This is a genomic window from Bacteroides sp. RTP31139st1_H2_RTP31139_211217 (assembly GCF_040227615.1).
GTDB classification, from domain to species: Bacteria; Bacteroidota; Bacteroidia; order Bacteroidales; family Bacteroidaceae; genus Bacteroides; species Bacteroides uniformis.
The window spans coordinates 1-19,781 of record NZ_JBCNZM010000088.1 but is presented as its reverse complement, the minus strand read 5'-3'; the positions used below and the strand labels follow the sequence as shown (position 1 = coordinate 19,781).

General features: G+C 46.0%; 18 protein-coding genes and 2 tRNA genes. 9 read left to right on the top strand and 11 right to left on the bottom strand.

The genetic code is table 11. From position 1 onward, the window contains the following. Positions 1 to 74 precede the first annotated feature (74 nt). Positions 75 to 158 (top strand) — tRNA-Leu (locus ABUA47_RS14795). Positions 159 to 507: 349 nt separating this feature from the next. Here the strand turns inward: ABUA47_RS14795 and ABUA47_RS14790 are convergent. The 10 genes from ABUA47_RS14790 to argR form a co-directional block, all read right to left on the bottom strand. Further along, positions 508 to 1,758, bottom strand: a complete 1,251-nt coding sequence (locus ABUA47_RS14790) for an acyloxyacyl hydrolase (RefSeq protein ID WP_117945500.1) — start codon at positions 1,756 to 1,758, stop codon at positions 508 to 510. A 191-nt stretch (positions 1,759 to 1,949) separates the two neighbouring features. Further along, positions 1,950 to 3,635: an AMP-binding protein gene (locus tag ABUA47_RS14785; protein ID WP_349831728.1), complete on the bottom strand. Its 1,686-nt coding sequence runs from the start codon at positions 3,633 to 3,635 to the stop codon at positions 1,950 to 1,952. Positions 3,636 to 3,642: 7 nt separating this feature from the next. Next, positions 3,643 to 4,197 carry a helix-turn-helix domain-containing protein gene (locus ABUA47_RS14780; RefSeq protein ID WP_005825132.1) on the bottom strand — a complete coding sequence of 185 codons (555 nt, stop codon included), beginning with the start codon at positions 4,195 to 4,197 and terminating at the stop codon, positions 3,643 to 3,645. Positions 4,198 to 4,318: 121 nt separating this feature from the next. Continuing rightward, the gene (gene proC, locus ABUA47_RS14775; protein ID WP_005834777.1) at positions 4,319 to 5,092 is read right to left on the bottom strand and encodes a pyrroline-5-carboxylate reductase; all 774 of its coding nucleotides are present in this window, start codon (positions 5,090 to 5,092) and stop codon (positions 4,319 to 4,321) included. Between the two features lie 129 nt (positions 5,093 to 5,221). Beyond that, positions 5,222 to 6,343, bottom strand: coding sequence for an aspartate aminotransferase family protein (locus tag ABUA47_RS14770; protein ID WP_035449843.1), 1,122 nt, complete (start codon positions 6,341 to 6,343; stop codon positions 5,222 to 5,224). Positions 6,344 to 6,348: 5 nt separating this feature from the next. Then, complete coding sequence (argC, locus tag ABUA47_RS14765) at positions 6,349 to 7,317, bottom strand: N-acetyl-gamma-glutamyl-phosphate reductase (protein ID WP_005834778.1); 969 nt, start codon at positions 7,315 to 7,317, stop codon at positions 6,349 to 6,351. Further along, entirely contained in the window at positions 7,310 to 7,528 is a 219-nt protein-coding gene (locus ABUA47_RS14760; RefSeq protein WP_035449836.1) for a PspC domain-containing protein, read from the bottom strand. The genes argC and ABUA47_RS14760 overlap by 8 nt, the downstream gene beginning before the upstream one ends. Further along, entirely contained in the window at positions 7,529 to 8,734 is a 1,206-nt protein-coding gene (locus tag ABUA47_RS14755) for an argininosuccinate synthase (protein ID WP_035449833.1), read from the bottom strand. It abuts the gene before it with no gap. Positions 8,735 to 8,746: 12 nt separating this feature from the next. After that, entirely contained in the window at positions 8,747 to 9,304 is a 558-nt protein-coding gene (locus ABUA47_RS14750) for a GNAT family N-acetyltransferase (RefSeq protein WP_005825115.1), read from the bottom strand. A gap of 35 nt (positions 9,305 to 9,339) precedes the next feature. After that, positions 9,340 to 9,813, bottom strand: a complete 474-nt coding sequence (gene argR / locus ABUA47_RS14745; protein WP_005825113.1) for an arginine repressor — start codon at positions 9,811 to 9,813, stop codon at positions 9,340 to 9,342. Positions 9,814 to 10,130: 317 nt separating this feature from the next. Between argR and ABUA47_RS14740 the strand changes: the two genes are divergently transcribed. The 6 genes from ABUA47_RS14740 (at position 10,131) to ABUA47_RS14715 (ending at position 17,008) form a co-directional block, all read left to right on the top strand. Beyond that, entirely contained in the window at positions 10,131 to 11,603 is a 1,473-nt protein-coding gene (locus ABUA47_RS14740) for a rhamnulokinase (protein ID WP_005825109.1), read from the top strand. 41 nt (positions 11,604 to 11,644) lie between these two features. After that, a complete protein-coding gene (locus ABUA47_RS14735) occupies positions 11,645 to 12,898 on the top strand; it encodes an L-rhamnose isomerase (RefSeq protein WP_005834780.1) in 1,254 nt (417 codons plus the stop codon). 22 nt (positions 12,899 to 12,920) lie between these two features. Continuing rightward, positions 12,921 to 13,931, top strand: a complete 1,011-nt coding sequence (locus ABUA47_RS14730; protein WP_005834781.1) for an L-rhamnose/proton symporter RhaT — start codon at positions 12,921 to 12,923, stop codon at positions 13,929 to 13,931. A gap of 47 nt (positions 13,932 to 13,978) precedes the next feature. Then, the gene (gene rhaD / locus ABUA47_RS14725) at positions 13,979 to 14,788 is read left to right on the top strand and encodes a rhamnulose-1-phosphate aldolase (RefSeq protein ID WP_005825102.1); all 810 of its coding nucleotides are present in this window, start codon (positions 13,979 to 13,981) and stop codon (positions 14,786 to 14,788) included. Positions 14,789 to 14,813: 25 nt separating this feature from the next. Then, the gene (gene fucO, locus ABUA47_RS14720; protein WP_008662885.1) at positions 14,814 to 15,968 is read left to right on the top strand and encodes a lactaldehyde reductase; all 1,155 of its coding nucleotides are present in this window, start codon (positions 14,814 to 14,816) and stop codon (positions 15,966 to 15,968) included. A gap of 122 nt (positions 15,969 to 16,090) precedes the next feature. Beyond that, the gene (locus tag ABUA47_RS14715) at positions 16,091 to 17,008 is read left to right on the top strand and encodes an AraC family transcriptional regulator (protein WP_035449831.1); all 918 of its coding nucleotides are present in this window, start codon (positions 16,091 to 16,093) and stop codon (positions 17,006 to 17,008) included. A 41-nt stretch (positions 17,009 to 17,049) separates the two neighbouring features. Here ABUA47_RS14715 and ABUA47_RS14710 read toward each other — a convergent pair. Then, positions 17,050 to 17,122: transfer RNA gene (locus ABUA47_RS14710), tRNA-Pro, on the bottom strand. Positions 17,123 to 17,766: 644 nt separating this feature from the next. On the opposite strand from ABUA47_RS14710, the gene ABUA47_RS14705 reads away from it, so the two are divergent. Continuing rightward, entirely contained in the window at positions 17,767 to 18,912 is a 1,146-nt protein-coding gene (locus ABUA47_RS14705) for an AAA family ATPase (protein WP_135036081.1), read from the top strand. Positions 18,913 to 18,916: 4 nt separating this feature from the next. Then, complete coding sequence (locus ABUA47_RS14700) at positions 18,917 to 19,543, top strand: hypothetical protein (protein ID WP_100262773.1); 627 nt, start codon at positions 18,917 to 18,919, stop codon at positions 19,541 to 19,543. Positions 19,544 to 19,781 lie beyond the last annotated feature (238 nt).

The window sequence follows — 19,781 nt, the reverse complement described above, 5'->3', positions numbered from 1 at the left end:
AGAGCATAACCTTGCCAAGGTTAGGGTCGCGAGTTCGAGTCTCGTTTTCCGCTCTCCTTTCCCTTTTTTAGGATGCTCGAATGGTGGAATGGTAGACACGAAGGACTTAAAATCCTTTGGCCATTGCGGCTGTGCGGGTTCAAGTCCCGCTTCGAGTACTCGATTAAGCTCTGTGAATCATTGATTTGCAGAGCTTTTTCTTTATAAGCTCTTGATATGAAAGACCGTTTCCCTATAGCGAACAAAGTGTTTCCCTTAATAGAACAAGTTGTTTCATTATGGCGAACACTTTGTTTCCCTTAACAGAACATTTCGTTTCATCATATGAAAACAGACTGTTTTTCCTTATTGGAACAAACTGTTTCTCTATACTTGAACAAAGTGTTCATCTCTGTGAACTAACAAACTAACTATAATACTATAGTAGATGATATGCGCGTGGCACTTGGTAATATGTGCTTGCAGATGAAATAAAAGAATCTATATAAATAGCCTCCTCTTTATTGTTCAGAACAGCTTGGGGCGTTTGTTATTGAACCGATAGCCGATACCCAACATCAGATAATTGGGCTCATGAAATTCCCGGAGGTTATATCCTATATGGAGATACGAATTGCGTGTTACGTCTATTTTCAGGGCAAGAATCTGATAGAAAGACTTCATGTCGCCGCCGCCGTGCAGAACATTGGCTCCCAGACCGATACCTACCGTGAAGTAAGGCATGACAAATTCTCCGCGGGCGGATAAGCCCAATGCCATCTGCTTCTTGGCGGGCGGAGTATAGAAGCCGTTCTCTTCTTCGTACGATTCTTTCATGTTCGCACTGTGGTCGTATACGCCGTCCAACGCCACACCGGCGCGGAATTTATAGCCGAAGTTGTACATGGGTGCAAAGCTGAAACCGAACACGTTGTAAGTGCCGGGTGCGGGTACCTGGCCACTACTGCCCTCATGGGCCACTGCTTTCTTTCGCCAGGAGCCGAACAAAGTCAGGTCGTAGCTGACGTGGCGGGGGAATGGAGGAACGATAGGGTGTTGCCATGACTGGGCGAGTTCATCCGCTCTGCGGTTAAAGTTATATACCAGCCCCACTTTACAGTCCACCGTGTTCAGACCGGAGTTGGGATATTGGGTGTTTCCGTTGGAAAAGTGGCTTCCGGTAGTTCCTATCATCAGGTCGAACTTGGGGGAGAGTGCCCACTTTAAGTAGAGGTTCACATTGAGATAGGCATTCACTTTCGAGCCGATAATCTGGTTCTCCGGGTTGTCATATTCATCGTAGGGTTTCCAGCCGAACGATGCGCCGAAGTTCCATTCATAGTTCAAGGATATGCGGGGGCTGAATTGGGCGATGCGTCCCCCTTGAAACAGATAGACCGCCAGCGGGTTGCCCAGCTCTTCCGGATTGCCGAAGTTGAAATAGCCGACTCCAATCCCTTGATAGGCTCCTATATAAGCCTGGTCGGCAACGGTGTGGGGACGGAGCTGGAAGGAGTATTTCAGATGGCCGGCATAGGCATTTTTCATGGCCTTGTATTGGTGGTTGGAGTACTCCAGAAAAGGGCTGGTCTGAAAAATATAGCCAGCACGCCCTTCTACGCCTAATCTGTGGATGAAGCGCTGTGAGAAAGGGAGTGTATCCCGTTTGTATTCCGAATGACTATCGGATGTCCATTGTTGGGCGTATATTGTATCAGACAAGAAAAGTATCGCTCCTAAGAAAGCCAGTATTTTCCATATCTGCGTTCTATTTTTCATATGCCGTGTCGGTCTTTCTTGTTTATAAATGTTCCAAGTGAAGTTTAATTTCGTGCAAATATAGTTTTTTTCTCCTTTTGGTATTCACAATGAGACAACTATTTGTAAAAAGAGGGGGTAAAACGGAAATCGTCAATAGAATGGCCGACTTCGGTTTTATCCCCTCCTTATTCTTTCACCCGGATGTTGTCTTATGATTCAGATGCTGGGTGGCGAGTATTATTTCCTCGGTCGTTCTCCCGGATTTCCACACGGCGGATTGTCCCGCTGATGGTTTTGGGGAGCTCATCAACAAATTCGATGACACGCGGGTATTTGTAGGGAGCCGTCACTTTCTTCACATGGTTCTGCAACTCCTTGACAAGCTCTTCTCCGGTGCGTGCCTTGTACTCTTTTGCCAACACAATCGTAGCTTTTACCACTTGACCGCGGATTTCATCGGGCACACCGGTAATGGCACATTCCACTACGGCTGGGTGGGTCATCAATGCACTTTCCACTTCGAACGGGCCGATGCGGTAACCGCTACTTTTGATAACGTCGTCGGCGCGGCCCACGAACCAGAGGTAGCCGTCTTCGTCCTTCCAGGCTACGTCTCCCGTGTAGTAAATGCCGTTGTTCCATGCCTCGTGGGTACGGTTGGCATCGCGGTAGTATTCCTTGAACAATCCCAGCGGTTTGCCTTTGTCGGTACGGATTACAATCTGTCCCTGCTCACCGGCTTCCACGGAACGTCCTTCGTGGTCTATCAGGTCTACGTCGTATTGCGGATTGGGCAATCCCATGCTGCCGGGTTTCGGTTCCATCCACGGCATGGTGGCAACGGTAAGGGTCGTTTCGGTCTGTCCGAATCCCTCCATCAGCTTGATGCCCGTCAACTTCTTGAAGGTCTCGAATACGGCGGGGTTCAATGCTTCTCCGGCGATGGTGCAGTATTCCAGACTGGATAGGTCGTACTTCGTGAGGTCTTCGTGGATGAGGAATCGGAAGATGGTGGGCGGCGCACAAAGCGACGTGACGTGATAATCTTGTATCTTCTCCAGTATGGCTGCGGGAGTGAATTTCTCGTGGTCGTATACAAATACGTTGGCGCCGGCAATCCATTGTCCGTAGAGCTTGCCCCACACGGCTTTTCCCCAACCGGTGTCGGCAATGGTGAGGTGTAGGCTGCTCTCTTTCAGGTTGTGCCAGAAGCTGCCGGTGACGATGTGTCCCAACGGATAGGTGAAGTCGTGGGCCACCATTTTGGGCTCTCCGGTAGTGCCGCTGGTGAAGTACATCAGGGAGATGTCATCGTTCGTATTCGGATGTTCAGGTTTCACGAAAGGAGCGGCAGCCTCGATACCTTTGTGAAAGTCTTCGAATCCTTCGGGAACTTCCGGCCCGACGCTTACGAGGCGTTTCACAGAAGGAGACTCCGGCATGGCTGCCGTGATATGGTCGGTGATGACGCTTTCGCCGGCGCAGACTATCATCTTGATGTCTGCGGCGTTGCAACGGTATACGATGTCTTTCTTCGTCAGCAGGTGGGTGGCGGGAATCACCACTGCACCGAGTTTGTGTAGTGCCACAATGCTGAACCAGAATTCGTAACGGCGCTTCAGTATCAGCATCACCATGTCTCCGTGGCCGATGCCGAGGCTTTGGAAATAGGAAGCCGTCATGTCTGTGTACCGTTTCATGTCGGCAAAGGTAAACTGCCGGCATTCGCCCTGGTCATTGGTCCACAACAGTGCGGGTTTGTCGGGTTGCTCGGCGGCCCAGGCATCCACTACGTCGTAGCCGAAGTTGAAATTCTCCGGTACGTTTATCTTCAGGTTCTTGATGAAGTCCTCCTGTGAGGTGAAGGATGTTTGAGATAAAAATCTTTCTACCATAACTTTATTACATAATTACTGCCAGGAATTTTACAGTCTTTCCGTCAAGCGCCTTCATGCCGTGCGGCAGTTTGGAGTTGAAGTATAGACTGTCTCCTTCGTTTAAGATTAAGTCTTTGCCGTCGATGCTGACCATCATACGGCCTTCCAGTACGAGGTTGAACTCCTGACCGGTATGGCTGTTGTAATGTATCGGCTCGCTGTCCGGTTTCGGTTCTACGGTCACAATGAACGGGTCTGCCGTGCGGTTGATGAAACCGGCTGCCAGCGATTGGTATTTATATGCCTTGGTACGTTCTATACTGGTTCCTTTTCCGGCACGTGTCAGGAAGTAGGAGCTCATTTTGGGCTCTTGCCCAAACATCAGTGCGTCCAGTGATATGCCGTAGTGCCGTGCTATCTTCTGCAGCATGCTGACCGAGATGTCGAATTCTCCGGTTTCGGCCAGACGGTACTCTTCTGCAGAGATGTCGCAGTCGCGGGCGATATCGTCGGCAGTCAGTTCCAATACGTCACGCAGTCCGCGCAGGCGTTCGGCTATTTGTCTGATTTGTTCGTCCATAATTATATTTTTTTAATGGGTTGTTATTAAAGTGTGGCAATGTGCCAATAGGCTGCACAATGTTTAATTATACCGTAGCTCATAGGCATATCGGGACATCGTTACATTAGCACATTAAATATCATTTACTCGCTTTGATGGCTTTAATCACAGTGGAGGTGAATCCTTCATGTTCCAGCTCGTTGATTCCCTTGATGGTAATTCCTCCGGGGGTACACACCTTGTCAATCTCAACACTGGGGTGCGTGTCGTTGTTCAGAATCAGCTCGGCTGCCCCTTTCACAGATTGTGCCACCATGCGCATGCCGTCTTTGGGATAGATACCCATTTCAACGCCGGCCTGCATGGCTGCCTGGATATACTTAAGCACGTAGGCGATGCCGCAGGAAGTCATGGCAGTGGTTGCCGCAATCTTTTCTTCGGGAATGAGCATGGCGAGTCCCATCTGGTTGAAAATGTCCAGCATCAGTTGCTCCTGCTCCTTGGTGGCATTGCGGCTGGCGATGAGTGTCATGCTTTCCATCTCGCTGATGGCGGTATTGGGAATAAGACGGAACATGGTCATTTCTTTGTCTGCTACATAGTGTGTCAGCTCTTCAAAAGGAATGCCGGCTGCAACGGATATAAGAATCTCTGTGCCTTTTAGTTCCAGTTCCTTTATCACTGGCTCCATCAGCCATGGCTTCACGGCAAAGATTATCATATCTGCACCGGCTGCCGCTTCCTGGTTGTCATTGGTCACTTGCAATGCGGGGAATTCTGCCTTCAGCTTGTCCAGCTTGCCCTGGGTGGGGTTGGAGACAATGATGTTACCGGCAGGGATGATTGTTCCTTTTGCCAGCCCTCGGGCAATGGCTCCCCCCATATTTCCTGCACCGATAATTGCTGTTTTCATATCTTTTTGTTGTTAAAAGAGTTGTTTTGCTGGCAAAGGTAGATAAATTTTCTACAAAAAACGACCGAGAGAGAAAGGTATTCTGCTTTTCGGTCGTTTCTTTTGCTGGCTGATTATTTGTGTCAAATATTAAAGTACTTTCTTGAAGCGTTCCAAGAATTCCTTTGCTTCATCCATGCCGAGGCACAGAGGCGGCAGCAGGCGAAGTACATTCGTACCGCTTACACCGGTGAATACATGCTGCTCTTTCAGTAGTCTTAGGCGCAGTTCCTTGATGGGTTCTTCAAATTCCAGCCCTATCATGAGTCCGCGTCCGCGAACGTCCTTGATTTGAGGGAATTTCTTTAGTTCCGTTATCAGGAAGTTGCCGACTTGGGCTGCATTCTCTATCAGGTTTTCCTGCTCTATCACATCCAGCACGGCAAGGGCGGCACTGCAAGCTAGGTGGTTTCCACCGAAAGTGGTTCCAAGTTGCCCGTATACTGGTGTAAACATTGGGCTGATGAGTACGCCTGCCATCGGGAAACCATTGCCGATGCCTTTTGCCACGGTGATGATGTCGGCTTTGATGCCGTTGTACTGATGGGCGAAGAACTTGCCGCTGCGTCCGTAGCCGCTTTGGATTTCATCGAGAATCAAGACCGTGTTGTGTTCCGTACAAGGCTGGCGGAGAGCCTGCATGAATTCGTCTGTCGGCAGTTGGATGCCGCCTACACCTTGTATGCCTTCGATAATCACTGCGCAGACATCTCCTTTGGACAATTCGGCCTTCATGGCTTCGATGTCGTTCAACGGGAGGTAGGTGACGTGCCCGCAGTTGTTGATGGGAGCGATGATTTTAGGATTGTTCGTTACTTCCACCGCCAGTGAGGTACGTCCGTGGAATGCTTTTGAGAAGGATATCACACGGGTACGGCCATTGTAGAAGGAGGCGAGTTTCAAGGCGTTTTCATTGGCTTCGGCACCGCTGTTGATGAGGAAGAATGAGTAGTCGTCATAGCCACAGACTTTTCCCAAGCGTTCTGCCACTTGCTGTTGCAGCTTGTTAATTACTGAGTTTGAGTAGAATCCTAACGTAGCAACTTGGTTACTCACCATCTCTACATAATGTGGATGTGCATGTCCGATTGAGATGACTGCATGGCCACCGTAGAGGTCGAGGTATTCGGTACCGTTCTCGTCCCATACATGGCAGCCTTTTCCTTTGACGATGTTGATGTCAAAGAGAGGGTATACGTCGAATAAATTCATTTTTTTTAGAATGCAGAAGGTTTCAACCGTAATCCTACGGTCTCTTCCAGGTTAAACATTAAATTCATGTTGTGGACTGCTTGTCCGCTGGCACCTTTCAGGAGGTTGTCGATGCAGGAAATGATAAGCAGCTTGTCACCGTGCTTCTCCAGGTGGATGAGGCATTTATTGGTATTCACCACTTGTTTCAGGTCAATGTTCTTTTCCACGACAAATGTAAAGGAATCTTTGGCGTAGTATTCTTCGTACATACGGATGATTTCTTCCAGAGCCACTTTGGTCTTTACTACGATGGTAGTGAAGATACCGCGCGGGAAGTCACCCCGGTAGGGGATAAAATCTATTTCTGCATCGAAACTGTTTTGCAGCTGGCGGAGTGATTGCTTGATTTCGGGCACGTGCTGGTGCTCGAAAGCTTTGTAAACACTCATGTTGTTGTTGCGCCAGCTGAAGTGGCTCGTGGCACCCGGTTTCACTCCGGCACCCGTACTTCCGGTGATGGCATTCACCATGATGTCATCATTCAGCATTAGGTGCTTGGCGAGCGGCAGCAGCCCCAATTGTATGCAGGTGGCAAAGCAGCCCGGATTGGCTACATGCTTTGCCTTGCAGGTGGCGCGGCGGTTCAGTTCCGGCAAGCCGTAAATGAAGTCGTGGTCAGGAGAGGCTATGCGGTAGTCCATGGAGAGGTCGATGATTCTCAACTCCTCGGGCACGTTGTGGCTTTCGAGGAATTTTCTCGTGTCGCCATGTGCCGTACAGAAAAAGAGTACGTCGATTTCTTCCAGCGGGAGCTGGTCGGTAAATACCAAGTCTGTTTCGCCGTACAGTCCTTCGTGTACGTCGGTAATTTTGTTGCCGGCGTTGCTTGAGCTGTTTATGAAAACGATTTCCGCTTCCGGATGGTTGAGCAGCAAACGTATCAGTTCGCCTGCCGTGTATCCGGCTCCGCCGATGATTCCTACTTTAATCATTTCGATAATATCTATTGGATTCTTCTGGTATGATAATCAATAATATAATGTATATAATTACACCTGCAAAAGCAGTAAAGACGGTAGCGAACGTATAAACGATGCGTACTAAAGATACGTCAAGTCCGAAAAAGTTTGCCAGTCCTGCACATACACCGGAAAGCATTCTTCCGGTTCGGGGACGTGTCAGTTTCCGTTTCTTGTCCGTCATTTAGATTTTCTCGTCTTTGTGATTTGAATAATATGCACGCAGTGCCGTGGAGGTTACTTTGATGAAGCCCTTGGCATCTTCTGCCGTCCAGCCTTTCTGCATTTCGCCGTATTCGCCGAACTTGTTTTTCACAAGGTCGTCCTTGCTTTCTACACCTACGGTAGAGAAGCAGAGTGGGTGAAGCTCGAGGATAGCCGTACCGTTTACGTTGCGTTGCGAGGATTCCAGCATGGCTTCGATGTCGCGCATTACCGGTTCCAGATATTGGCTTTCGTGCAGGAACATGCCGTACCAGTTGGCTACCTGGTCCTTCCAGTATTGCTGCCATTTGCTCAAGGTATATTTCTCCAGGAACTTGTGTGCGCCGATAATCAGCATGGGTGCGGCAGCTTCGAAGCCTACACGGCCTTTGATACCGATAATCGTGTCGCCTACGTGCATGTCGCGGCCGATGCCGTATGCTGCACCGATCTCTTCCACTTTCTGGATGGCTTTGATGGGATCGTCGAATGTCTCGTCGTTCACGGCTTTTAGTTCCCCCTTCTCAAAAGTGAGGCGCAACTGTTCGCTGCCCTCTTTGGTGCAGTGTTTCAGGTAGGCGCTTTCGGGCAATCCTTGTGCAGAATCCAGAATCTCACCACCACAGATGGAGGTGCCCCACAGACCCACGTTATAGGAGTATTTCAGTTTGGTGAAGTCGGCGGCAAAACCGTGTTGGTTCAGGTAGTCAATCTCTTCCTGACGGCTCAGTGCCATGTCGCGTGTCAGCGTAATGATTTCCACGCCCGGAGCCATGACGAGGAAAGTCATGTCGAAGCGAATCTGGTCGTTACCCGCACCCGTAGAACCATGAGCGATGGCATCGGCGCCGATTTCGTTGGCATAGCGTGCAATGGCCAGTGCCTGGAAGATACGTTCGGAACTTACGGAGATGGGGTAGGTACCGTTACGCAGTACGTTTCCGAATACCATGTATCTTAGGCTTTTTTCGTAGTACTCTTGCGTCACGTCAATGGTGACGTATTCTTTGGCACCCAGCTTGTAGGCATTCTCCTCGTTAGTCTTCAACTGTTCGGGGCTGAAACCGCCAGTATTGGCACAAGCTGCATATACTTCGTATCCTTTTTCTTTGGCAAGATACATGACCGTGAATGAGGTATCCAAACCGCCGCTGAATGCGACTACCACTTTTTTCTTCTTTTCCATATCCTTATATTTTTATATTTTATCTTCTTCGTGCAGCTTCGGGTCGTAAAGCATTGCTGTGCAGATGCAGAATTTACGGTTCTTGGCTACCAATATATCATGGTTGATACAGCCTTCGCAACCTTTCCAGAAGGATTCGTCATCGGTTAGTTCGTTGAAGGTGACGGGCACATATCCTAGCTCGGTATTCATTTTCATGACGGCAGCTCCACTGGTGAGACTGAAAACTTTGGCATTGGGCCAACGTAGGCGTGCCAGGCGGAAAGAGGCGGTCTTGATACGTTTTGCCAGTCCCAGTCCCCGGTATTTGGGGTGTACTATCAGACCGGAGGTTGCTACATATTGCTTGTTGCCCCAGCTCTCTATGTAGGTGAAACCGGCAAAATCGTCTCCACACAAGGCTATGATGGCCTTTCCTTCTTTCATCTTAGTAGCTACGTATTCGTGTGTGCGTTCTGCGATGCCCGTTCCGCGTACCTTGGCAGCTTCCCGGATGGTATCCAAAATCTTGTCCACGTAAACTTCATGTGAGGCGTCAGCCACCATCACATCAATTTGTTTCGAATCCATTTCTTATTTAATTTCTTATTTTTTGTTGTTATCTATCATTTAATGTTCGGGATGATTTGCGATAGGAAGCTGCGTACCTCGTCATGTGACGCCGCTTCGTGCACCACCAGCATGATGGTGTCATCTCCGGCAATGGTACCCAGAATGGCGGGACACTCCCGGTTGTCGATGTCGTAGGCCATGCTGCTGGCATATCCGGGCCGGGTACGGATGACGGCAATATTGCCCGAAAATTGAAGTGAAACGAATCCGCTTGTCATCAACATCTCACTTGCACTCTGGTCGTTCGAACGTTTATACATGATGTTGTTGGGCAGCACATATACGTATTTACCGTTCATGTTCGCTGCTTTCGCTACTTTCAGCTGTTTCAAGTCGCGTGACAAGGTGGCTTGTGTCAGTTCAAAGCCTTCCTTGCTCAAAGCTTGCAACAGTTCTTCCTGAGAACTGACGTCTTTGCTTGAGATAATCATCTTGATGGCGTCTAACCGATTGGCTTTTTTCTTCATTTTCTGTATAATTATTCTAAGAGTGGCGCAAAATTAGGGATTATTTTGGAAAGAATATGCAAAAAGGAGAGTTTTTTTATTCTTTTTATACATAGGTATATTATATATGTTGTTCTTGTTCTCTTTGTAGCAGCCTTGTTTATCTGTTCTTTCACGTTATTGGGGATTGTTTCTGTATGCATTTGATAAATGTTGATATAATATAGAATAGATATGCAATTGCCAAATCTGACACCCTTTCAATCAAAAACTGTACAAAAAGTAGGGGGATAATCTCCTATTTTTGTATCGTTGAATAGCAACTAAAACTAATTACCATGAAACAATGCTTTTTTGCGGTCGACTTGGGGGCTACCAGTGGTCGCACAATTCTGGGAACTTTTACTTCGAATGGTTTGGAAATGGAAGAAGTAAACCGTTTCCCAAATCATCTGATTGAAGCTGGCAGACATTTTTACTGGGATATTTATGAACTTTACCGTCATATTATTGAAGGGCTAAGGATTGCCGCCCGTAAAGGTGTAGAAATAACTTCCATCGGTATCGACACTTGGGGAGTAGATTTTGTCTGTGTAGGTAAGGATGGGGGATTTCTTCGCCAGCCGTATTCCTATCGTGACCCTCATACGGTGGGTGCTCCGGAAGCGTTCTTCACACGTATACCTCGTAGCCATGTGTATGGATGGACGGGGATTCAGGTGATGAATTTCAACTCCTTGTTCCAACTTGATACATTACGCCGTAATCATGACAGTGCATTGGCAGCTGCAGATAAATTGCTGTTTATGCCTGATGCTTTGAGCTATATGTTGACCGGTCAGATGGTAACGGAGTATACTATTGCCAGTACGGCACAGTTGGTAAATGCCAATACCTGCAGGCTGGAGGATGCCTTGCTGCAGGAGATTGGACTGACACAAGCTCATTTCGGGCGTTTTGTCTATCCTGGTGAAAAAATAGGGGGCTTGACGGAGGAAGTACAACGAATAACCGGACTTGGCGCTGTCCCCGTGATAGCTGTTGCCGGGCATGATACGGCTTCTGCTGTTGCTGCCGTACCTGCCATGGACCGTAATTTTGCTTATCTAAGTAGTGGTACTTGGTCTCTGATGGGAGTGGAGACGGATGCTCCAGTCATTACTGCTGAAACAGAATCCTTGAATTTTACGAATGAAGGCGGTGTGGAAGGAACCATTCGTTTGTTAAAAAATATTTGTGGTATGTGGCTGCTTGAACGTTGCCGTACCGAATGGGGGGAAATCCCTTATTCCGAACTCATCGTTGAGGCTGGTACTTGTGAACCATTCCGTAGTCTAATTAATCCGGATGATGCTTTGTTTACCAATCCGGCGAATATGGAGCAAGCCATCAAGACCTATTGTTCCGATTATCGTCAGCCTATTCCCATGACACATGGACAGATAGTACGCTGTATCTTTGAGAGTCTTGCTTTGAGATACCGTCAGGTGCTGGATAGCCTGCGAAATCTTTCACCACGTCCGGTGGAGGCTTTACATGTTATCGGTGGCGGTAGCCGTAACGAACTGCTTAACCAGTGGACAGCCAATGCTGTCGGTATTCCCGTGATTGCCGGACCTTCCGAAGCTACTGCTATCGGTAACGTTATGGTTCAGGCATTGGCTGCCGGAGCAGCTAGAGACATTGCTTCCATGAGACAGCTCATCAACCGTTCCATACCATTAAAGACTTTCTATCCGCAGGATATGGAGGATTGGAATACCGCTTACCTGCACTTCAAGCAATTGACGATGACTAATTATAATGGATAATGATTACCAATAATTTATAACTCATAATCAAATCACGTATCATGAAAGAAGAATTGATAAACAAAGCGTATGAAATTGCTAAAGAGCGTTACGCAGCTCTCGGATTGGATGTAGAAAAAGTAATGGAGCAACTTCAGAAAGTGTCTATCTCTATGCATTGTTGGCAGGCCGATGATGTTCAGGGATTCGAATCTGCCGGCTCATTGACCGGTGGTATCCAGACAACAGGAAACTATCCCGGTAAAGCCCGTAATATGGAAGAACTGCGTTCCGATATTTTGAAAGCTGCTTCTTATATCCCCGGTAAGCACCGTTTGAATTTGCATGAGATTTACGGTGACTTTGGCGGTACCTTCGTAGATCGCGATCAGGTAGAGGTGAAACATTTCGAAAGCTGGATGCAATGGGCAGCCGAGAATGGTATAAAATTGGATTTTAATTCCACTTCTTTCTCTCATCCGAAGAGCGGTAATCTTTCTCTGGCTCATCCGGACCAAGGTATCCGTGACTTTTGGGTCGAACATACTAAACGTTGTCGTGCCATTGCCGAAGAAATGGGGCGCCGCCAGGGAGATCCCTGCATCATGAATCTTTGGGTGCATGATGGTAGCAAGGATATCACTGTAAACCGTATGAAGTATCGTGTGCTTTTCAAAGATTCTCTCGACCGTATTTTTGCTACGGAATACAAGCATATGAAGGACTGCCTTGAATCGAAGGTGTTTGGCATAGGTTTAGAGAGTTATACAGTAGGCTCCAATGAATTCTGTATGGGCTATAGTGTACAGCATCAGAAACTTATTACCATTGATACCGGGCACTTCCATCCTACGGAAAGTGCTGCAGACAAGGTGTCTTCCATGTTGCTCTTTGTCCCTGAGCTGATGCTCCACGTAAGCCGTCCGGTACGTTGGGATTCTGACCATGTAACTATCATGGATGACCCCACTCTTGAACTTTTCCAAGAAATTGTCCGTTGCGATGCACTGGACCGTGTACACATTGGTCTTGATTATTTTGATGCTTCCATCAACCGTATCGGTGCTTATGTAATCGGTACCCGTGCGGCGCAGAAATGCATGTTGCGTGCGTTACTAGAACCATTGGCAAAGCTTCGCGAATATGAGGCCACCGGTCAAGGTTTCCAGCGCCTTGCTCTGCTCGAAGAGGCTAAGGCTTTGCCTTGGAACGCTGTTTGGGACATGTTCTGTCTGAAAAACAATGTTCCGGTAGGTGAGGAGTTCATCGCTGAAATAGAGAAGTATGAAGTTAATGTAACCTCTAAAAGAGGATAGGAAACCCTTGTAACTGACAGAAATGGAAATAATATTAGGGTTATTGATTATTGCCATCGGAGCATTCTGCCAATCCAGTTGCTATGTACCCATTAACCGCATCAAGGAGTGGAGCTGGGAGTCGTATTGGATTGTACAAGGTGTTTTCGCTTGGCTGGTTTTTCCGTTCTTGGGCGCGTTGCTGGCAGTACCTGCCGACAATTCGCTGTTCGAGATTTATGCAAACAATCCTGCGGATACGCTTTGGACTATGTTCTTCGGAGCTTTATGGGGAGTGGGGGGACTGACGTTTGGTTTGTCTATGCGCTATTTAGGCGTAGCTCTTGGGCAGTCTATCGCTTTGGGTACTTGTGCCGGATTGGGAACGATATTGACTCCGGTATTTACTGGTAAGGCAGGAGATTTGACAACATCGGTTATTGTTGGTGTAGTGGTCACGTTGGTAGGTATTGGCATTATCGGTCTGGCCGGTAGCATGAAGTCTGCCAGCCTGAGCGAAGAAGAGAAGAAGAAGGCCGTAAAGGATTTCAATTTTACTAAAGGTATTATTGTAGCCCTTCTTGCCGGATTTATGAGTGCGTGTTTCAGTATAGGATTGGGTTTTGGAGAGAAACTCTGTTTTGCTGAAAGTGCGGATATATTCAAGACACTGCCTGCTACATTGATGGTGACACAGGGTGGTTTCATTACGAATGCCGTCTATTGTTTCTATCAGAATTCCAGGAACAAAAGTTGGGGCGATTATGGCAAGAAATCCCTTTATGTAAACAATGTCTTGTTTTGTGCTTTGGCCGGTGTGTTGTGGTACAGCCAGTTCTTTGGTCTTAGCTTGGGTAAGGGATTCCTTGCTGCCTCTCCGGTATTGCTCACATTCTCGTGGTGCATCCTGATGTCGTTGAACGTAACGTTCTCCAATGTTTGGGGTATCCTTTTGAAGGAATGGAAAGGGTGTACACCCAAGACAATTACAGTGCTTGTCATAGGCTTGGCAGTCTTGATAATTTCTTCTTTCCTGCCACAGTTGCTGGGGTAAGTTTAAATACCTATCTTTGAATATAAAACTAAAATATATCTGCATATATGAAATCAATTCTAGAAAATCGTCCGGCGCTGGCTGCGGAAGTTAATAAGGTGGCTGAGGTGGCTGGTTATCTCTGGCAGAAAGGTTGGGCAGAACGTAATGGGGGCAATATTACGGTCAACATCACTGAGTTTGTAGACGATGAAATCAAGGCTATGCCCGCCATTAGTGAGGTGAAATCAATCGGTGCTACTTTACCTTATTTGAAAGACTGCTATTTTTATTGCAAAGGCACCAACAAGCGTATGCGCGATTTGGCCCGTTGGCCGATGGAGAACGGTTCGGTCATCCGCATTTTGGATGACTGTGCCAGCTATGTCATTATAGCCGACCAGTCTGTACAGCCTACATCGGAACTTCCTTCCCATCTTAGTGTACACAACAATCTGATAGCGAAAGGTTCTCCCTATAAAGCTTCGGTGCATACGCATCCTATTGAGCTGGTAGCCATGACTCACAACAAGAAGTTTCTGGAAAAAGATGTAGCTTCGAACCTGCTTTGGAGTATGATACCGGAAACAAAGGCTTTCTGTCCCCGCGGTTTGGGCATCATCCCTTATCAACTTCCCAGTTCGGTAGAATTGGCTGAGGCTACCATCCGCGAACTGGATGACTATGATGTAGTGATGTGGGAGAAACATGGTGTGTTTGCTGTGGATGTGGATGTGATGGCTGCTTTCGACCAGGTGGATGTACTCAATAAATCCGCCCTTATTTATATCGCTGCCAAAAATATGGGTTTTGAACCGGATGGTATGAGCCAGCTTCAAATGAAGGAAATGTCCGTAGCGTTTAATTTGCCCAAATAATTGTTTTAACAGATAGTGTGTAATTATGTATAGAATGATATTGAATGAGACCTCTTATTTCGGTGCCGGCTGTCGCGAAACGATTGCCGTGGAGGCTGCCCGCAGAGGTTTCAAAAAGGCTTTCTTTGTAACGGACAGAGATTTGATCCGTTTCAAGGTGGCTGATAAAGTGATTGAAGTTTTCGAGAAGAACAGTATACCTTATGAGCTCTTCAGTGATGTGAAGGCCAATCCTACCATTACCAATGTACAGAATGGTGTGGCTGCTTTCAAGGCATCCGGTGCCGATTTTATCGTGGCTTTGGGTGGCGGCTCTTCCATTGATACGGCAAAAGGTATTGGTATTGTTGTGAATAATCCGGATTTTGCAGATGTGAAGTCTCTGGAAGGTGTGGCGGATACTCGTCAAAAGGCTGTCCCTACTTTTGCTTTACCTACTACGGCGGGAACTGCTGCTGAGGTGACCATCAATTATGTTATCATTGACGAAGAGGTCAAAAAAAAGATGGTTTGTGTAGACCCTAATGATATTCCGGCAGTAGCTATTGTTGACCCGGAGCTGATGTATTCCATGCCGAAAGGATTGACTGCTGCAACCGGTATGGATGCACTGACTCATGCCATAGAAAGCTATATAACGCCGGGTGCATGGGCTATGTCGGATATGTTCGAACTGAAAGCCATTGAAATGATTGCTGTCCATTTGAAAGCTGCCGTAGACAATGGCAGCGATCCGGTTGCCCGCGAGGCCATGTCTCAAGCGCAATACATTGCCGGTATGGGGTTCAGCAATGTCGGTCTGGGCATCGTTCATTCCATGGCCCATCCTTTGGGTGCCCATTATGACACTCCGCATGGGGTGGCCAACGCATTGCTTCTTCCTTACGTAATGGAGTATAATGCAGCGTCCCCGGCTGCTCCTAAATATGTCCATATTGCGAAGGCGATGGGAGTCAATACGGAAGGTATGAGCGTGGAAGAAGGTATATGTGCTGCTATTGCTGCTGTCCGGAAATTGTCTTTAAGTATTGGCATTCCACAGCGGTTGCGTGAAATCAATGTTAGGGAAGAGGATTTGCATCAATTGGCTATCGATGCTTTCAATGATGTCTGCACCGGTGGCAATCCGAGACCTACATCTGTGGAAGATATAGAAGCTCTGTATCATAAAGCTTTTTAAGGCAAGCGCTATTTTAGGTTACATGTCTATTCCCGTCCGTGATGAATAATATTCGCTGCGGACGGGATTTTTCATAAATAATCTCTATTTTTGTTCCGGAGCTATTATGGAAGGCACGTGTTATGACTAAAAATTATAATGATTTAGGAGTAGAGTTTAAGTACCTTATTGTAAATGACATGGACCAGAAATATGGTCTTTGGGTAAATACTGTGGGCTTTCAGTCTATCCAGCCTAATTCTCCTTATCCGTTGAAGGATCATCCTACCGGTTATTTTTTCAATGCGCAGAAAGGACGGATTCTGCGCGAGTACCAGTTGGTCTATATTACTAAAGGGAGGGGGGTGTTCTCCTCGGAGACCACGCCAGAGAAGCAAGTGTGCAAAGGACGACTGATGGTGCTGTTTCCTGGTCAGTGGCATACATATTATCCTTATGTGCAGACGGGTTGGAATGAATATTATATTGGTTTCGAGGGAGCTGTGATTGATGATATGGTGAAAGGTGGTTTTCTATCGAAAGAGAATCAAGTGTTGGGGGTGGGGTTGAATGAAGAGCTCGTTTCACTTTTCTCTCGCGCTTTGGAAATTGCGGAAGCTGATAAGATTTCTTCCCAGCAATATCTTGCCGGTATTGTGCTACATATGATAGGGATGATATTGTCCATCTCTAAAAACAAGATTTTCGAAGTGGGTGATGTCGATCAGAAAATAGAGCAGGCTAAAATCATCATGAACGAGAATGTATTCAAGGATGTTGACCCGGAAGAACTGGCAATGAAGTTGAATATCAGTTATTCCTGGTTTCGCAAAGTATTTAAGGATTATACCGGCTATGCTCCTGCAAAATATTTCCAAGAGCTAAAGTTGCGTAAGGCTAAGCAATTGCTGGTGGGTACTTCTTTATCGGTGAAAGAAATCTCTTTTATGCTCGACTATAAGTCTACCGAGCATTTCTTCTCCTCGTTTAAGAAACGTACGGGGTTCACTCCATTGGAGTATCGCTCTTATGGTCGGGAAACCGGAGGAGAGGAGGTATAAAACAAAAAAAGACTTAACTTCTAAGAGTTAAGTCTTTTCTGTCGGAATGAGGCGACTCGAACGCCCGACCCCTACGTCCCGAACGTAGTGCGCTACCAACTGCGCTACATTCCGATTGCTTTTGAAAAGTGGTGCCACCAGGAATCGAACCTTTTGTTTCGGTTTATTCTAATCCCTTGAGTGACTGCACATTTGTTACTTTATCTTTTATAAAAGCCATTGAATTAGCCCTACACTAAATTCATCGCTTTTCTTTATCAATTCAACATTCATTATCTCTTTGACGGTGCAAAGGTAAGTAAAAGGTTCGATTTCTGCAAATATCATTAGGATTTTTATTGAATATTTTTTGTTCAAGCCCGATAATGCTTTTGGAAAGTGTCTAAGAAACTGTAAGATGGGTTTAAATTCATTCATGGCACGAAGTAAAGAGCCACCTTTCAACAAGAAGTTGTCTTTGTATTGGCTTACTGCCCCCTATAAAGTAGTTTCTCGTTAAAGTATCTTGCCAAAGGATACATATTTTACAACTAGTCTTGCTCATGAGGTTAAGTAAAAATCATCTAAAATCACTGTAACATATTAGTGACTTTTTTCTTTTAATATGGGTTATATCATAAATAGTGATAATGCAAGCCAAGAAATTTGCAATTTATCTATACGAATTGAGGTGGCCATTGGACTTATTCTAGAAAAATGTGTTATCTTTGTATAAGTATTCAATAAATCATATCCTTATCATTAACAATAAAAAGCATATGGACGAAAGTATTAAAATTGTCAATTTGGGTCCTATTAAAGAGATAGAGATTGCACAAATCAAGCCGTTTATGGTATTGGTTGGTGAATCCGGCAGTGGGAAAAGCACGGTCATGAAAGTGCTTTCCTTGTTCCGTTGGATATACAAACGCGTTAATCTTCGCTCATACTTGCGCCATTCACAAGCTAAAGACCTGAAAGATCTGACTTTTAACATGAAGGATTTATTGAAATTTTCAGGTATTGATGAATATGTCAAAGAGAATACCGAAATCTATTATGAAAATGACGGATGCAGGATATCTTATACTAAGGAAGGATTGGTCACTCCTCGAAAGGTTATTCCACAAGACAAGTTGTCATTGAACAAGATCTGCTTCATTTCGGACAAACGGAATGAGATAGCGGATGTCATTGCAGGAAAGACCAGAGTGGAACAGACCGAGTCTTATTTTGAAGAGACATTGTCTGACTTCCGGACTGCCGTATCAGAAATAGAAACTTTTCCCATAGATTATTTGGGGATAGAAGTGAAGCGGGTAAAAGAGAAAAACAAGGAACGGTTTGTCATTTCAGGTATGGATGGGGATGACGAATATACCATTGGCTTGGAAAACGCTTCTTCGGGTATTCAGACTGTCAGTCCTCTTGCCCTCATTGTGGAATATTATGCCAAGCGTTATGATTCGGTAGACGGGATGAATAAATCCATTTTCCGTTATCTGGCAGATACGGATGGGCTGAAACATTTCAATGCGACCATGAATGTGGGCGAGATTCCCCATAGCAATATCTTCATACATATTGAGGAGCCGGAACTGAGCTTATATCCTGAAAGCCAAAAGTCGTTGATAGATTTCTTGATTAGCCGTTGTTTCCTAATGGAACACAAAGACAATATGTATTTGATGATGGCTACCCATAGTCCATATATTGTAAATTATCTAAATCTGTTGATTCGACGTGCCGAGGCCGGAGAATCCGCTCTTGGGCCTCAAATGAATTTCCATGAGATAGAGGTGTTGGAAATAGCAGACGGATATGCCACTTCGCTCAATATTGAGGGTGAGCAGCATCTGATAGATACCCGCATCATGTCTGATCCCATAACGGAAATTTATTCCGAATACAATAAAATACGATAAGCTGATGGAATCTTTGATGAAGAAAGACCTCGTGGAGGTTATCAACCGACAAAGAAGTGGTACATTGGCCGAATACACCGCAGAGCCGAATGTCATAACAGAAGATATAGAAGATAAGGTGTTTGATATCGTGGATGGAAAGGGAACGACTGTCACTATCAAAAGGAATGCAGGGGAAGGTACGGCCACATATTTTAACGGGGATGAGCAGCATGTCTACAAGCTGCGTTTCATCCGTTATGAGGATTACTTAAATCAATTTGAGAAATGGACGAAAGGCCTAGGACGTGCTGATTACATTGTGTATGACTGTTCCGGAAGCAATGCCCATTTTATTATTCATGAGTTGTCCGATGGCAAAGTAGGCAGTAAATTGTCAAAGGCGAGGACGCAGTTGTTTGCCACATTGCATTTATTGTTTGATGCTCCACGCATCAAAGCATTCATAGAAAGTTTCAGTAACAAGACGTGTGTTTTGACGGCGGGTAGTGCCCCTGTATGCTCTCCAAACGGTATGGCAGACGGTTTTAACCAAATATACAATATGCTTCCGGATCCCATCCCAATCAATGCCAAACTTATAACCAATCGCGGATTCAAGGCTTTTGAAACAAGAAATATAAAGTTATAGTATTGCCTGAAAATATTCTTAATGGTATGAATCCCAGTTATACAAAGATATACGACTGGGATTTTTTATACTTAACCTCGTACTGATGTCATTTGATTACTTTTAATGCCATCTGATGCCATCGTGTTTCTTATCTTGGATATAAATCCGTTCTTTGTCCTGTGTATAACAAGTGATCAGTTCATGAAAAATGTCATGCTATGAACATACAGGAAGCAAAGAAAATCAGGCTTGTTGA

Coding starts and splice junctions, on each gene's coding strand:
- ABUA47_RS14790 (WP_117945500.1), bottom strand. CDS start 1,758: ATGAAAAATAGAACGCAGATATGGAAAATACTGGCTTTCTTAGGAGCG.
- ABUA47_RS14785 (WP_349831728.1), bottom strand. CDS start 3,635: ATGGTAGAAAGATTTTTATCTCAAACATCCTTCACCTCACAGGAGGAC.
- ABUA47_RS14780 (WP_005825132.1), bottom strand. CDS start 4,197: ATGGACGAACAAATCAGACAAATAGCCGAACGCCTGCGCGGACTGCGT.
- proC (WP_005834777.1), bottom strand. CDS start 5,092: ATGAAAACAGCAATTATCGGTGCAGGAAATATGGGGGGAGCCATTGCC.
- ABUA47_RS14770 (WP_035449843.1), bottom strand. CDS start 6,343: ATGAATTTATTCGACGTATACCCTCTCTTTGACATCAACATCGTCAAA.
- argC (WP_005834778.1), bottom strand. CDS start 7,317: ATGATTAAAGTAGGAATCATCGGCGGAGCCGGATACACGGCAGGCGAA.
- ABUA47_RS14760 (WP_035449836.1), bottom strand. CDS start 7,528: ATGACGGACAAGAAACGGAAACTGACACGTCCCCGAACCGGAAGAATG.
- ABUA47_RS14755 (WP_035449833.1), bottom strand. CDS start 8,734: ATGGAAAAGAAGAAAAAAGTGGTAGTCGCATTCAGCGGCGGTTTGGAT.
- ABUA47_RS14750 (WP_005825115.1), bottom strand. CDS start 9,304: ATGGATTCGAAACAAATTGATGTGATGGTGGCTGACGCCTCACATGAA.
- argR (WP_005825113.1), bottom strand. CDS start 9,813: ATGAAGAAAAAAGCCAATCGGTTAGACGCCATCAAGATGATTATCTCA.
- ABUA47_RS14740 (WP_005825109.1), top strand. CDS start 10,131: ATGAAACAATGCTTTTTTGCGGTCGACTTGGGGGCTACCAGTGGTCGC.
- ABUA47_RS14735 (WP_005834780.1), top strand. CDS start 11,645: ATGAAAGAAGAATTGATAAACAAAGCGTATGAAATTGCTAAAGAGCGT.
- ABUA47_RS14730 (WP_005834781.1), top strand. CDS start 12,921: ATGGAAATAATATTAGGGTTATTGATTATTGCCATCGGAGCATTCTGC.
- rhaD (WP_005825102.1), top strand. CDS start 13,979: ATGAAATCAATTCTAGAAAATCGTCCGGCGCTGGCTGCGGAAGTTAAT.
- fucO (WP_008662885.1), top strand. CDS start 14,814: ATGTATAGAATGATATTGAATGAGACCTCTTATTTCGGTGCCGGCTGT.
- ABUA47_RS14715 (WP_035449831.1), top strand. CDS start 16,091: ATGACTAAAAATTATAATGATTTAGGAGTAGAGTTTAAGTACCTTATT.
- ABUA47_RS14705 (WP_135036081.1), top strand. CDS start 17,767: ATGGACGAAAGTATTAAAATTGTCAATTTGGGTCCTATTAAAGAGATA.
- ABUA47_RS14700 (WP_100262773.1), top strand. CDS start 18,917: ATGGAATCTTTGATGAAGAAAGACCTCGTGGAGGTTATCAACCGACAA.